We start from the raw sequence: 14414 nt of genomic DNA on the forward strand, positions 1-14414 counted from the left end.
TCAGCTGGTATGAAACAATAAAATCAACTGATAAAAATCAGTCTACGAATTGAGGTGAAAGTTAGTGTCAGGTAGAGTGTTTGATATTGCATTTCGGCTTGGAGCTGAACTAACGAGTAGCTTTTCTAGTACGTTTAACAATGCTAATGGCATGATGAAAATGTTAGGAGGTGCCGCAGCTGCTCTTGGTGGTGCGGCTGCTCTTACTAATGCTGTTTCGCAAGTGGCTGATATGAGCCAAGAATTGGCGAATTTATCAGCTCAAACAGGTTTAATTGGTGACGATTTCGAAGATCTAAAAGGAACTGCAGAGAATCTATTTCGCAATAACTACGGAGATTCCTTTGAAGAAGTTACGGATGCACTCGCTAAGGTTAAGCAGAACATGCATGAATTAAGTGATGCGGATTTAGAGCAATTTACTGGTGAGGCTTTATCATTTGCCAAAACTTTTGACGAGGATATAAATGAAGTAACCAGGGCTGCTAACAATATGATGAGTAGCTTTGGTGTTAATTCAGCAACCGCAATGGACCTTTTTGCAGCAGGAGCGCAAAGAGGTCTTAATTTTTCTGATGAAATGTTAGATAACGTGGCCGAATATGCACCGTTGTTTGGAGAAATGGGCTATAGTGCTGACGAATATTTTGGAATCATGGAAAGAGGGGCCAAGGCAGGTGTTTACAATTTAGATTATGTAAACGATGTAATGAAAGAGTTCCAAATACGCGTTAAGGACGGCTCGAAATCAACAGACGAAACATTTTCAGCCATGAGTAAATCAACATTTGATCTATGGGAATCTTTCAACCGAGGCGAAGCAAGCGTAGCTGATGTTGCAAGTGCGGTGACAAAAGAACTCCAGGGCATGGATGACCAGGTTACAGCAAACCAATTAGCTGTGGCGCTTTTCGGGACAAAATGGGAAGATTTAGAGTCTACAGCTATGTATGCCATGCTAGGATCTACTGATGCCATGGAAAATTTCGAGGGTGCTATGGAAACAGTAAATCAAATACAGTTTAGTTCTTTTAATGCGGCCATCCGAGGGATAGGTCGTATTTTATTTATGGACTTGGTGTATCCAATAGGAGATGCTGTGCTTCCATATCTCAATATGTTCGCTCAATACTTAAAGGACAGGCTACCTACTGCTGTATCAAGGCTCAAAATGGTGCTCACTGTTATAGGACCGATTGTATTAGGTTTAGTTGGTGCATTTGCGGCTTATAAAGTAGGTTTATCAGCTGTTGTTGCGTATCAAAAGATATATAACGGCATTCAAAAAGCAAGTACTGCTTTAATGGCTGCACATCGTACAGCTATGTTGGCCTCTACTTTCGCAGGTGGAGGATTTAAAGGAATGCTTGCAGCTGTATCCAGTGGAATGCGTGCGTTTAATGCAGCTATGTTAGCGAATCCTATTGTGCTTATCGTTGCAGGATTAGCCGCATTAGGCGCTGGTTTATATTTTGCTTATCAGAAGTCGGAAACATTTAGAAACGCCATATCGCCATTGCTAGCCCTGTTAAAAGAGACGTTCATAAATGGTGTATCTGCTATAGGTTCAACTGTCATGAGCTACCTTCCAGTAATTATGGAGGCTTTTTCATCTTTAGGTGATGCCATAATGACTATAGCTACTGCCGCGATACCTATTTTATCTACAATAATCCAAAGTGTTTTTCCGATTATTGTTTCTATCATTCAATCAGCCGTACCATTAATAGCTACTCTCATCCAAGGGATAGCAATGATCTTTACTAATGTAGCAGTTCCAGCCATTCAAGCAATTCTAACGGTGGTACAATATGTTTTTCCGTATGTCCAAATGATAATTCAAAATGCTATAGCAATCGTAAATGGAATTATACAAGCAGGGATGGCCCTTTTGCGTGGCGATTGGGATGGTGCCTGGAGTGCAATTCTATCAACTGCACAAACAATAATGAATAATATCATTTCATTCTTTCAAGGAATCAATCTCTTTGATGTAGGAAAATCAATTGTTAGTGGATTAATAAACGGTATTAAATCAATGGGTGGTGCTGTTTTAGGAGCTATTGGTGATTTAGTGCCTGCACCAATAAAGGGAGCTGCTAGCAAACTATTAGGAAAGTTACCTGGGTTCGCTGAAGGTGGTATTGTCGGAAATCCAACATTAGCTTGGATTGGTGAGGGTGGAGATACAGAGTCTATCATCCCATGGAATAATAGTGATCGATCTAAAGATTTGTGGTTACAAACTGGCCAAGCGCTAGGTATGTTGAACAATGATGGAATGCTTGCGGATCTGCAAAAACAAACTGCTCCAGATGCATCGATTATAGATCCAAAACAGGTAGCTAACACTAATAATGGCGGAGGAATTGTCTTACACTATGCTCCGCAATACAGTGTCCAACGACCAGAGGATTTAGATCAGGTGAAACAACATGCTGATACAGATAAAGACGACTTAGAAGCACGTCTAGCTGATATTAAACGTAACGAAAGGAGGAAATCGTTTGGTGACTAGCACGAACACATACACAACTATTTCAGGTGATGAGTGGGATGGAATTTGTTTCAAACATTATGGTGAAAATGGTGAGATGTTATTAGATAAAGTCATGTATGCGAATCCTTCACATATGAAAACAGTAGTTTTTTCGGCAGGCATTGTACTTAACATGCCTGCTTTTAATTTTGAGGAAAAACAAAGTGTAGATGATCTACCACCTTGGATGAGGTGATTTCTAATGACAAATACAAGACGTGCCATTGCTAATATTTCGTACATGGGCGTAAATATTACACAAGATATTGCCCCCTATTTGAAGTCCTTCACATTTAATGACAACGAAGGTGAAAGTGACGATATTTCAATTGATCTTGAAGATCGTGAACGAAAGTGGCAGGGGCCGTGGCTACCACAAAAAGGCGACAAAATTAGTGCTTCAATAGAATTGCGTAATTGGTACAAGGAAGGTGCAACGGCCAAGTTAAATTGTGGCACGTTTTTTGTCGATGAGGTCAGTTTTAAAGGACCACCTGACAGTGTTTCGATTAAGGCTTTATCTGTCCCTTTTACCAAAGGTGGTAAGGATACAAAGAAAACAAAAGCCTGGGAGAATACGACACTACAAAACATATTAACAGACGTTGCAAAAGAAGCAGGCTTGAAATTGGTATATGATGCACCAACATTCTTGTATGATCGTGTGGAACAAGATAAAAAAACACCACTTGCGTTTGCAAAGTCTATAGCAAAGCGCGAAGGACTAGCAACGAAGGTCACAAAAGAGCAGCTAGTTGTTTATGATGAACTACAGTATGAAAAGAAAGTTGAAGTGCGGACGATTACACGTGGTGAAAGTGATGTAATAAGCTATGACTTCAAGGTAACAGCTGCTGAAGAACAATATTCAAAAGTAGAATTGTCGTACTTCGATAGTAAAACAAAGAAAAATATCAAGTATACGTATAATGTTCCTGGTGTAAAAGATGGTCCTACTTTAAAAGTTAACAAGCGAGCTAAAAATATTGACGAAGCAAAACGTTGGGCGCAAAAAGAAGCACGCAACAAAAACAAAGGATCTAAAAGTGGAAAAATTACGTTGATGGGTCATGAAAAGATGGTTCAAGGTGTAACTGTAAACATTAAGAACTTTGGAGCCTTTGACGGTAAATATTTCATTGAATCCTCAAGCCATAACGTCACAGGTGGTTATACAACAAACATCAACTTACGGGAGGTGCTTAGTTATTGAGTAAAGGTGGAATGGAAAATACACCATTTGAAGCCATTCGTAAAGGGCTTGTTTCTTCCGTAAATCGTGAAAATTGTACAGCACAAGTTTATTTTCCTGATATGGACGAAAAAGTGTCATTCGATTTGCCAGTTATGCAAAAAAACACTCTAAATACGAAATATTACTGGATGCCTGAACCAAATGAACAAGTTATTTGTGCATTTTTTGCTAATGGTTCACAGGAAGGTGTAGTCCTTGGGGCTATTTATTCAGAAGCAGATACAGTTCCCAAGGAATTTTTAGAATCAGATGATTGTGATGGTATTCTTTTTTCGGATGGTACTTTGATACGTTACGATGTTAAAAATCATAAATTAACAATTGACGTTAAAGGTGAAATTGAAGTAACTGCAGAGAAAGCTATACGCATAAAATCAGGCAAAGAACGTGGTCATAAAATCTACTTAAACTAGAGGTGAGTATATGCCAGAGGCAATTAGATATGGTGATAAATGCAAAGGACATGACGATTGGGGTTCAAGACCAAATGATGAGGCATCGTCTGATGTGTTTATTAATAATTTAGGAGCACATCGCAAAGGTGATCATTGGGTTACTCATTGTAATAGTGTACCTGAATGTCATGATTCTGTAGCAGCAGAGGGTAGTCCTGATGTGTATGTAAATGGCAAGCCACTTTGTCGTGTTGATGATCCTGTAGCGTGTGGCTCGAAAATGGGTGCTACACATAGTCCAGACGTGATCATAAATGGTTAGGGAGTGATGAAATATGATTGCCGTTTGGGGCGATGTAGTATTCACAGTATCCGAGAAGAAAATCAATACATTTGATGATTTTAAACGTACTGAAACAGCACGTTGGTCAAAGCATGACATCCATGGACAAAAACAAAAATCTGAATTTATTGGATTGGAAGCAGGCAAAGTTTCGTTTACAATGCACTTTTCAGCCTTTCATGGGGTTAATCCCATTGTTGAATTAGATAAATTCATTAAATATGTCAGAAGTGGCGAGGCACATACATTAATAATTGGTACAAAACGTGTTGGCGTTGGCAAATGGTACATGCCTGGGACAGATCAATCTTGGGATCATATTGATAATCGAGGGAACATTTTAACAGCAGGTTTAAATGTAACAATGGAGGAATATGTATGACGCGACAATATACGTTAACTTATAATCCATCAGTTATAAACTTTCGTCCTGAAAGTGTGCTGGAAGAAATATTTCAAAATATCAATACAATTTTAGGAACGTACAAATTCAGCGTGCCTTTGTTTCGAGGGTTTGGTCTTGAAGCCGAATTCATCGATAAACCTATGAGTATTTTACACCCACTTTTTGTACGTGAAGTGGTGGAAACTGTAGAAAAATATGAACCACGTGTCATTGTAGAAGAAGTAAAAATGACAGCTGAAATAGATGGCATAGCTTATCCAATTATTATTTTTAGCTTAAAAAATGGGGTGAATGTATGACGCAAGTTGTATTGCCTGAAATTAATTTTTTAGAAACAGATGCCCAAAAATTGGTCACAGATATTATATCAACTTATGAAAATTTAGAAGGTAGAAAACTTGCACAAGCCGATCCATTGAGGCTTATTTTTTTATCCTGTGCATCTGTGATTACCAAACAAAATGTGGCGATAAATGACGCAGCAAAGCAGAATCTACTTTATTATGCACGTGGCAATGTCTTAAAACATAAAGGAGCTGAATTTGATACACCTATTTTAGAAGCAACTGCAGCTACTACAACATTACGTATGCATCTATCAGCACCACTTTCATCATCAAGAATTATTAAAGCAGGGGAATTATTAGCTACTTCTAATGAAGGGGCTATTTTTTTTGTGTCAACGCATGATGCTGTTATTGAAACAACCGATCTGTTTGTTGATATAAATTTGAAATGTACCGTTGTTGGGCCTGAAGGTAATGATTTTATTATTGGAGAAATCAATAGCTTAGTGAAGCCTCTACCGTATATAGATAGGGTTGAAAATATAACAGTTTCAGCAGGCGGAGCTTATGAAGAAGATGAGGAATCATATCGAAATCGTATTTTTTTGGCACCTGAAAAACTTTCTAACGCTGGACCAACAGGCGCATATGAATATTATGCAAGATCTGCCTCTCCTTTAATAAGTGATATTTATGTAGATTCGCCATCAGAAGGACATGTCCATATTAGTGTGCTACTGCAAGGTGGAACTTTACCTACAGAAGAAGTTATTAATGCTGTACATGAAAAAGTGAATGATCGAACAGTACGGCCATTGACTGATTTTGTAACAGTTGGTGCTCCAGAAACAAATACTTATGTTTTAGATGTCAGTTATTTCATTGAAACAAATGCAGTTGATAAAACTCTCATTCATCAAAAAATAGAGAAGGCTATTGATGAATATGAGAAATGGCAATCTTCTAAAATTGGCCGTGACATTAATCCTTCCAAGTTAATTAGCGACTGTATTAAAGCTGGTGCAAAACGTGTAGATGTAAAATCACCTATATTTACAGTCATCAATAAAGGACAAGTGGCGATATGTAGTCAAAGGAATGTAGTGTTTGGTGGTGTAGAGGATGATTGAGTTAAAACAAAATACACTTTTACGTGAAATTCCTGATAATTTGTTGTTCGATGAAAAGGTTGTAAATTTTGCGAAAGCATTACAACAGCCATTGGATCAAATGATAGATTGGGCATTTAAAATTAACTATACATTACATTTAGACAAATTAGATGATGCAGTGTTAGATCATTTGTTGTGGGAAAAACACATTGGCTGGAATGAAGGATTGTCGTTGGCTGCTACACGTCAACAAAAAATTAACCTTATACAAACAGCCGTTAGTACTCACAGACGCAAGGGGACACCTGCAGCAATCGAACAGGTCCTTGAGGCGTTAAATTTGCCTGGTGATGTGATTGAATGGTTTCAATACGAAGGAGAACCATTTCACTTTAAAGTTGAAGTAACTACCACAAACATTACAAGTAAAACTTTATTATTACTTAGGCAACTAGTAAACGAATATAAAAACACAAGATCATGGCTCGACTTTGTGGCTGTAAAGTTGCCCAAAAATGAGTATATCGAACTTGATTCTGATCAGTATCACTACCCTATATACTTGCCGATATGTGGGACGTTTCATTGCGAAGGTGTACCTGGTGCAGCTACTGATAAAGCACTTGAAATGAAGTCAGAGAATTACACATATCCAGTCTATCTGCCGATATGTGGGGAAATTCATACAAATGAGGTGATAGATTTATGGTAACGAAGATTGTCATTGATCGTACATTACAATTTTTAAAAGAAATGGCCAAACAAGCTGTAGTTACAATAGATGGACAAGATAGCATTGTGTCTTTCCATTCACAAGAAATTATAAAGGATACAGTAAAAACTTATGTTTATATAGAAAATGGTCATGGCCAAGTAACTGCAGCAAAGCTAGTTGATGCACAAGGTATTGAATTAGATCGATATACTACCTCAATTGAACCGAGTGAGGATGGTTTAATGATAGTCTTTACACTGTCAGTCACATTGAAAGGAGAGCTACAAGCATGAGTTTGATAGTCTCAAATAAATATGAGTTGATTCACTGGCGAGATCGTATTTGGAAAATAGGTCCTGATGGCAAATTAATACCGCAACGGGATGAAAATAATCAGATCATCAACAATCCACTTACTGGTCAACCCGAATATGAATATATTGAAGATGGAACACGTGTAAATGCGAAGCGCCTAAATCATATGGATAAAGGCATCTATTCAGCTCATGATTATATTGTAGAGCTCAAAGCAACCATCAGACGTATGCAGATCCAAATGGAACTTGATGGCCGAGTGCCAGGTAACAGTGGGACGTTCGCAGACACTTTGGATGGCAGTTCAAACAAAATCATCTTGGATAAAGCCTTAACAGACATTATTGAGGCTGTTGAAATAGGTACAACTACTTTAAAAGTGGCCAGTGTAGAAGGATTTACAGCTTTCACACAGGTCACTATTTTTGATGATTTAGCAAAAGAGGACGTTTTGGTTACAGCAATTGGTACAGGTACAATTACGGTACGAGCCCTTAAAAATGCGTATAAAAAAGGAGCTAAAGTGGCTCGTAGTAATGTGGCAATCGATACCATAAATGCTGAAATGGGCGTTGGCGATTGGCAGACATATAATGTCGAATTAGTGGAGGTGGTTTAAGAATGGCACAGCATTATTATGACAAGTTTACGGTTATTAATCAGTGGGTTATTAATGCAAGTTTTGTAGGAACATCTAGTGTAACTAACGGATACCCGTCTTATAATCACAGTAACGGCTCATTTTACTCAACTGGAACATACGAGTATTATTCGTGGGGTAGTTTACCCGTAGGTGTAGCGCTTTATAGTAGTGCAAACGGTTCTAACACTATATCAAGATATACGTTTACTTCTGCTAGTAGTGTGGACCATCATGAGTTAAGGTCTGCACAAGTACCCGCAAAAGGCTCGTTAGTACAATCTAACATCGTTGCAGAAGATGGCACATATCCGGCAAACGGACGCCATACTGACGGTTTTTGGTATGTAAAAGGTTCGGCAGTTGGGCCATTGCCACCGGGTATGATTACAGATCAACCTTACACAATCGCAACTAATGGCGGCCGTAAATTAATTCGTTTAGCTAACGGGAAATATGTCGCCGTCGTTAGAAGTAGCGCAAGCGAGTTTGTGTTGTACATTAGAGATACTGAAACGTCCGGTTGGAGATTATTACACAAAGCTTCGATAGCTGGTACAGATGTTGCTTTAGCACCAATGAATAATGATGTATTTATGATTTATTCGTATAGCGGAAATACCATAGGTTATAGGAAACTCAGCACCGAAACAGGGAACGTACTAAATAACGGGCCAATAGAAATTGGTTTAACAGCAGTTGGTAACGTTTCAGTAGAGATCGATCCATCGACAGGTAAAATACATGTAGCATACGCAGCCAAAACATCGGCTAGACCAAATTCTTTTAATATTCGATACTCAACTAGTTCCAATGGCCAAACATGGAGCGCAGCGACGGAAGTAAGTATTTATAACGCCACGGGTGCGGGTGTTTCCGATCCGTCTATTGTACTCAAAAAAGACGGGAAACCCTTGATAGTATGCGCGTTAATAAATGGCTCAACCGTTAATTCAATCCAAACATATAGACTAGAAAGTGCATGGCAAGCTACCATGATTTACACGGGCGGTGTGCATACTCAAACACAGCCATCGGCAGTAGTTGATAAAGATGGAATCATTCATGTCACATGGAGTGGTAGGGCGGCCGAATCACCAACCGTCAACAATATATTTTATCAAAAAAGTTTAGATGCTAGTGGAACAACGTGGACAACTCCATTAAAGCTAACAGCAAGCGCAGACAAGCACAGCACATTTGCCTCTATAACCGTAGACAAACAAAATAGACTGTATATTTTATTTCACACTTTGCTTAATTCGCCAGATATTTACTATGATGTTGTGATGTTCAAAAACACAGGAGGAGAGTGGATCGGGCCTACCGTGGTTGCGGAAGGTACAAAAGGAAATAGAACATATCCTTCGACGTTGTTCGATCCGTTTTTCGGTGGTTCTTTCCAAAGTATCCCGCCTACTATTTATACTTCGCCTACGGCGGACGTGGGAGTTTACTTTATGGGCGATTATTCTACTAATAACGCGCCTACTATTACCGTTACATCACCGGGGAATAATCAAACGTTGTACGAAAACGACACAATTAACATCTCAGGCGATGCGTATGATGCGGACAAAGATCAATCAGTAACAGTTTTCTACCAAATTAATGGGGAGCAAAGAAAGGTTTTAGCAACCAATGTCAGTCAGACACAGATTACTTTATCTAAGCAGCTCACATTTAAAGATGGCAAGTTGTTTGATGGTGAAACGGTACTTACTGGCACACTTACTGAAGGTGTACCACATACCTTGAAGGTTTGGGCAGTAGATAGTGAAAATGGCCAGTCTGCAACTATTGAACGTACATTTTATGTCGTGCCTAACCGAGCTCCTTTACTATCTGTTGATGCGGTTGTACCTGCAGGAGTTGTCGATGCAGACAAATTTAAAATTAGTGGTACTTCATCTGATCCAGATGCAAACGCGAATGTTAAAGTAACCAAAAAAGTGAACGCAAATAATCCTGTTGAAATCTATAACGGACCAGGTGGTCCTTGGGAGTTTGATGTATCACTTGCTGAACTTGTAGTAGGTGACAATACCATCGTTATTGAAGTAATAGACAACTATGGTGCTAAGACAAGTAAAACAATAAAGCTTAAAAAGAATGAAGTGAAAACGCCTATTTTGCATGCTGTGGCGAGGTACAAGATTACACCTCCTGCTGGATCTGCAAAGGGCGTTTTGTTATTTGTCGAACGTGATGAGGACATGGATCTTAAAGTTGAGTTATCCATGACATTAGCTGGTGAGCAAGAACAGTATGAAACGCTAACGGCCAATAATACGGCTCCTATGCCTACAAACGGCATCGTTGAAGATACTTTTTATTTTGAGACGACAGAGCCGAAAGACAACATCATTTTGAAAATCTCTACAACACGGCCAGATGCAACGGTAAATCACAAAATCCATCTAATATCGGGGGCGGTTGAATAATGGCTATGGAATATAAGCAGCGTGAATCTGATGGCTCTATGGGTCAGCCTGTAAAGGTTGGAACAGGTTTAAAGTTAGATGAACAAGTATCGTCACTTGGTGAGCAGTTGGCCCAGGAGAAGATTAAGGGCATTCAAAAGGATCTTCTTATAAATAGCCTTGGTCAAACAGTTACACAATTGAAACTAGAAATGTTGGCCATGAAAGGGGGTGACCTATAATGCAATTCTGGCAAATCGCTTTTATGTATAAATGGGTTACTGCAGCGCAATTACGATTAGCAGTAAAAACAGATGCAAATCCTTTTGGTGAAATCACACCGAAGCAGTACAAAGAAATTACAGGGCAAGATTTCGAGACGCAAGCAGAGGCTTAGCGTTATTTTTTATGCCTTTCACAGTCTTGTGAAGGGCTTTTATATTGATTTCCGAGGTGAACTAATGGATGAACAACGTATTGGGAAGTTAGAACATGATATGACTGATGTGAAAACTCGCTTAGCCGTAGCTGAATCAAATATCAGGGAAATTAGAGAAGATATTGGTGGAATCAAAGATAATACAACTTGGATTTTAAGATTAGTTATTGGTGGACTAGTGGGAGCATTGTTGACCTTTATTATAAAAGGAGGAATGATTTAGTATGAAAATTAACTGGAAAGTACGTTTACATCATAAGCCATTTTTAGTGGGAGCATTCTCATTGTTACTGTTATTAATTCAACAAATTGCGGCTTTATTTGGCTTTGATACTACGATTTACAATGAGCAAGTAACAGATATTTTTAACACTGTGCTTGCTTTATTAGTTTTATTTGGTGTCGTGAGTGATCCAACAACGCCAGGGCTAAATGATAGCGAAAGAGCTATGAGATACAGCCGAAAGGATGATGATAAATGAGTACAAGCGTAACTCAAACATGCAGAGATTTAAGTGAATTAACTGCAGCTGCTCAAACTGCATGTCGCCTATTATTCCAGGAATGTTACAAAGCTGGAATCGTGGACATTTTTATCACAGAGACATATCGCAGTCAAGCACGCCAAAATTACTTACATGAGCAAGGCCGTACAAGGTTATTTGATGATGCAGGAAATAAATTATATAAAGTTACATGGACTTTATTAAGCAATCACACATCACGTAGAGCGTGGGATATTGCCGTAGCTCCACCTCGCGATTTATATGATAAATCTACATTGTCAAGGGTCGGCGCAATCGCCAAAAGGTTAGGAATCACATGGGGAGGGTATTGGCCTGCTGGACAATATGATGCCCCTCATTTCGAGATTCCTACATCATGGAAGATGCCAAAAGGGTACAAGTTGGAAGGACAAGTAATTGTTCCATCTAATAGCAAATTAAAAGTACAACTATTTGTTGAAGATAAACCAAAAGAAAAGGATGATGATGTTATGAAATTTACAAATCCAACAACTGAAAATGCAGTACGTGATTATATTAAACAATCAGTTGATAAAAAACTGGTCGATAAGTCTTGGTTGGAGAAATTCGATAATGGAAGCATGACAAGTGGTGATTTTGAAGGATTGAAGATTATCATTTCACAACGTAGTGCTTAATAGTAAAAGCCCATTACCAATTAAGGTAACGGGCTTTTGTTATTCTTCAATTGTCTCATCAAAAGTTTTTCTTCCTGGATTAATTTTATTAACATGAACATTTATTTTACTTATTGAATCTTCCGTTAAAGGTATTTTTCCATTATGCTCGATTTTTTTCCACACCTTCACATTACTTCTGTATAGATATTCTGATAAACGATATACATCAGCATCTAATTTTAGACCTTCTTGATAAGTTTCTTTAACTTCTTTTTCTATTTGTTGTGCGATATTTTTTCTCACTTCATCCGTAGTAATCTTTCCTTTGAATCCATTGAGTGTTCCTTGTATTTTGATATCAATTTCAAATTCAACTTGATCGTTTTTTTTAACAATGGGCTTAACTTCGAGATTTAATTTATCTAAATCAACGGTTAGATAATCTCTTTCATCACCTACTAATTTAAAAGTGACTTCTCCCCGAATCGTATCTTCATTCATCCATTGATTACCTCTTGCTAAGGAATCTGTAATAAAACCTTTAACCCCATTTTTTGTGAGAATACCTATGCCAGAAAAAGTAGTTTCCTCCATTAATTCTTCATCATTTTCCCAATTTTTCTTCATTGTCACATAAGGTATAGCAATCTCATGGTTTGGTTCATTTAAACCAATAATTAATTCCCTTAAATTTATAGGTTGAACAAATGATAATTGTTTAGTAGTACTAATTGGATTACTTAATTTTGAAGCTGTCAAAGAATTTCGCAAAATTGGTGTTACAAGCATTAAGTCATTAATAGGGTCCTTTGTGCAATAAACCCAAATATGATATCTTGTTTCTCGAAAACGAATAAAAGTATCAATAACAGGAATGCTTCGTTCATTTTCCATGGCACGTTCTGATAAGATTAGGTATCTCATATGTCCCCAAAAGATCTCTTGATCAGATGAACGGTACAATTTATAAATCGCTTCTTCGATTGTTTTACCTTCAGCATACCCGACTTCAGCAGGTTCAACATCACCACCAGATTGCTCTGATCTAGCTACATCAGCAAAATTGATAATTTGTAAGTAGACTTTATATTTATCATCTTCAAAATCAACTCCTACAGCATTGATATAGTACATCCTTTGAGGTTCAGTTACATCCCAACAGCCTGAGAGGAATAAAGTGATTAAAATAAGTGGAAAAATGGATTTGTAATTTCTGTTCATTTTTTCACCTTCTTTTTTGTTGTTGTTTGTTAAGTATGCGCATGATAGATTTGATCTAAACAAATAAAGGATCTCTTCTAAATCTAGAAGAGATCCAAGGGTACTTCAGTGGTAGAAAGAAAAAACCACTCAAATGAGTGGCTTTATTTTTATTCTAATCCTAATTGAGTTTTGTTCATCAATTTTCCGCCCTGGAACATTAAAGATGCATTACCACCTAATGATTTACCATTATAGCTATACATAACTACATCTCCAGATTCAGATACAACCGCACCTTCACCACCAAGAATCTCAAATACTTGTTCTTTAGTCATGCCATTTTCTAACTTGTTAAATTGCTCAAGAGTAATTTCAATATCCGATGTCTCCACACCAAATTGAGATTTGTTGATTAGTTTGCCACCTTGGAACATCATAGTAGAAGATGCCATGACACCATCAGTTTCAAATTCATACATGACTGTGTGGTGAGGTTCACCAGCTGATCCCGTTTCAGACATTATTTTACCTTCAGCACCCACAATTTTTACTACTTCTTCATACGTCATGCCATCTTTAATTTGTTTGAACTTTTCCTCAGTTAATTTGCCATCTTCTTTAGTAGCTGGTGCTGATGTCTCTTGCTTAGAATCAGTAGAAGTTTCAGCAACTGGTTTTTCATCTTTTGTTGACTCATCCTTTGTAGTAGTTTCTCCACAACCTGCTAGTCCAAGACTTAATACTAACGCTACACTAAATACTATTTTTTTCATTTGTAAATTCCTCCCTCTTTATTTCCATTTTAGGGAATCAGGAGACAAATGTACATATAAAAAAACAGACAACCATGTTAGTTATCTGCTTTATATTTTACGACCATCTTCTAATACAAAATTTGCTTCGTATTTAACTCCCAATACTTCTGCAATTAGGTTTAATTCTTTCTCGTTGAAATTGTCTCGTTTTAATTTGTTGGAAATGTTGGGTTGAGAAGTACCCATTTTTTCAGCTAGCTCGGAAAGCGTTAAGTCTTTTTCTACCATAAGCATCTTTATTTTTTTAGCCATCCCCATATGAACACCTTCTTTCGTTTATTCTTCTTATAACTATAATACACCAAATGATAATTAAAAATAAATAAAATATCACTAAAAAATTATAAAATACTTTACATTATAATTTTTTCGGTATATAT

20 protein-coding genes are annotated in these 14414 nt (G+C 37.6%); 17 read left to right on the forward strand and 3 right to left on the reverse strand.

What is annotated here, in order from left to right:
• Nucleotides 1-64: 64 nt before the first annotated feature.
• From MKY76_RS02070 to MKY76_RS02150, 17 genes are all read left to right on the forward strand, one after another.
• Complete coding sequence (locus MKY76_RS02070) at nucleotides 65-2518, forward strand: phage tail tape measure protein (protein ID WP_342557347.1); 2454 nt, start codon at nucleotides 65-67, stop codon at nucleotides 2516-2518.
• Nucleotides 2511-2735, forward strand: a complete 225-nt coding sequence (locus MKY76_RS02075; protein WP_342557348.1) for a tail protein X — start codon at nucleotides 2511-2513, stop codon at nucleotides 2733-2735. Before MKY76_RS02070 ends, MKY76_RS02075 begins: the two co-directional genes overlap by 8 nt.
• Nucleotides 2736-2741: 6 nt before the next feature.
• Nucleotides 2742-3752: a late control protein gene (locus tag MKY76_RS02080; RefSeq protein ID WP_342557349.1), complete on the forward strand. Its 1011-nt coding sequence runs from the start codon at nucleotides 2742-2744 to the stop codon at nucleotides 3750-3752.
• A complete protein-coding gene (locus MKY76_RS02085) occupies nucleotides 3749-4207 on the forward strand; it encodes a phage baseplate assembly protein V (RefSeq protein ID WP_342557350.1) in 459 nt (152 codons plus the stop codon). Before MKY76_RS02080 ends, MKY76_RS02085 begins: the two co-directional genes overlap by 4 nt.
• Before the next feature lie 10 nt (nucleotides 4208-4217).
• Nucleotides 4218-4511 (forward strand): PAAR domain-containing protein, encoded by a 294-nt coding sequence (locus MKY76_RS02090; RefSeq protein WP_342557351.1) that lies wholly within the window; start codon nucleotides 4218-4220, stop codon nucleotides 4509-4511.
• 13 nt (nucleotides 4512-4524) lie between these two features.
• Complete coding sequence (locus MKY76_RS02095; RefSeq protein WP_342557352.1) at nucleotides 4525-4914, forward strand: phage tail protein; 390 nt, start codon at nucleotides 4525-4527, stop codon at nucleotides 4912-4914.
• Nucleotides 4911-5237, forward strand: a complete 327-nt coding sequence (locus MKY76_RS02100) for a hypothetical protein (RefSeq protein WP_342557353.1) — start codon at nucleotides 4911-4913, stop codon at nucleotides 5235-5237. The genes MKY76_RS02095 and MKY76_RS02100 overlap by 4 nt, the downstream gene beginning before the upstream one ends.
• Entirely contained in the window at nucleotides 5234-6355 is a 1122-nt protein-coding gene (locus MKY76_RS02105; RefSeq protein WP_342557354.1) for a baseplate J/gp47 family protein, read from the forward strand. The genes MKY76_RS02100 and MKY76_RS02105 overlap by 4 nt, the downstream gene beginning before the upstream one ends.
• On the forward strand, nucleotides 6348-7049 hold the full coding sequence (locus MKY76_RS02110; RefSeq protein ID WP_342557355.1) for a phage tail protein I: 702 nt from the start codon (nucleotides 6348-6350) through the stop codon (nucleotides 7047-7049). The genes MKY76_RS02105 and MKY76_RS02110 overlap by 8 nt, the downstream gene beginning before the upstream one ends.
• Nucleotides 7043-7345, forward strand: coding sequence for a hypothetical protein (locus MKY76_RS02115; protein ID WP_342557356.1), 303 nt, complete (start codon nucleotides 7043-7045; stop codon nucleotides 7343-7345). Before MKY76_RS02110 ends, MKY76_RS02115 begins: the two co-directional genes overlap by 7 nt.
• Complete coding sequence (locus MKY76_RS02120) at nucleotides 7342-7986, forward strand: integrase (protein ID WP_342557357.1); 645 nt, start codon at nucleotides 7342-7344, stop codon at nucleotides 7984-7986. Before MKY76_RS02115 ends, MKY76_RS02120 begins: the two co-directional genes overlap by 4 nt.
• A gap of 2 nt (nucleotides 7987-7988) precedes the next feature.
• On the forward strand, nucleotides 7989-10451 hold the full coding sequence (locus MKY76_RS02125; RefSeq protein ID WP_342557358.1) for a sialidase family protein: 2463 nt from the start codon (nucleotides 7989-7991) through the stop codon (nucleotides 10449-10451).
• On the forward strand, nucleotides 10451-10672 hold the full coding sequence (locus MKY76_RS02130; RefSeq protein WP_342557359.1) for a hypothetical protein: 222 nt from the start codon (nucleotides 10451-10453) through the stop codon (nucleotides 10670-10672). The genes MKY76_RS02125 and MKY76_RS02130 overlap by 1 nt, the downstream gene beginning before the upstream one ends.
• Nucleotides 10672-10827, forward strand: a complete 156-nt coding sequence (locus MKY76_RS02135; RefSeq protein ID WP_066037055.1) for an XkdX family protein — start codon at nucleotides 10672-10674, stop codon at nucleotides 10825-10827. Before MKY76_RS02130 ends, MKY76_RS02135 begins: the two co-directional genes overlap by 1 nt.
• A 64-nt stretch (nucleotides 10828-10891) precedes the next feature.
• Nucleotides 10892-11092 (forward strand): hemolysin XhlA family protein, encoded by a 201-nt coding sequence (locus MKY76_RS02140; RefSeq protein ID WP_112116168.1) that lies wholly within the window; start codon nucleotides 10892-10894, stop codon nucleotides 11090-11092.
• Between the two features lies 1 nt (nucleotide 11093).
• Complete coding sequence (locus MKY76_RS02145; protein WP_322823699.1) at nucleotides 11094-11351, forward strand: phage holin; 258 nt, start codon at nucleotides 11094-11096, stop codon at nucleotides 11349-11351.
• Nucleotides 11348-12034 carry a M15 family metallopeptidase gene (locus tag MKY76_RS02150; protein WP_342557360.1) on the forward strand — a complete coding sequence of 229 codons (687 nt, stop codon included), beginning with the start codon at nucleotides 11348-11350 and terminating at the stop codon, nucleotides 12032-12034. Before MKY76_RS02145 ends, MKY76_RS02150 begins: the two co-directional genes overlap by 4 nt.
• A 39-nt stretch (nucleotides 12035-12073) precedes the next feature.
• Here MKY76_RS02150 and MKY76_RS02155 read toward each other — a convergent pair whose 3' ends face one another.
• The 3 genes from MKY76_RS02155 to MKY76_RS02165 all read right to left on the reverse strand — a co-directional run bounded on the left by MKY76_RS02155 (nucleotide 12074) and on the right by MKY76_RS02165 (nucleotide 14292).
• Entirely contained in the window at nucleotides 12074-13237 is a 1164-nt protein-coding gene (locus tag MKY76_RS02155) for a Ger(x)C family spore germination protein (RefSeq protein ID WP_322606252.1), read from the reverse strand.
• Between the two features lie 149 nt (nucleotides 13238-13386).
• Nucleotides 13387-13992, reverse strand: a complete 606-nt coding sequence (locus MKY76_RS02160) for a DUF3862 domain-containing protein (protein WP_112117177.1) — start codon at nucleotides 13990-13992, stop codon at nucleotides 13387-13389.
• A 90-nt stretch (nucleotides 13993-14082) separates the two neighbouring features.
• Entirely contained in the window at nucleotides 14083-14292 is a 210-nt protein-coding gene (locus tag MKY76_RS02165; protein ID WP_112117178.1) for a helix-turn-helix transcriptional regulator, read from the reverse strand.
• Between the last annotated feature and the right edge of the window lie 122 nt (nucleotides 14293-14414).

The sequence above is a fragment of the Lysinibacillus sp. FSL P4-0201 genome (genome assembly GCF_038593425.1).
Taxonomy (GTDB): Bacteria; Bacillota; Bacilli; order Bacillales_A; family Planococcaceae; genus Lysinibacillus; species Lysinibacillus capsici.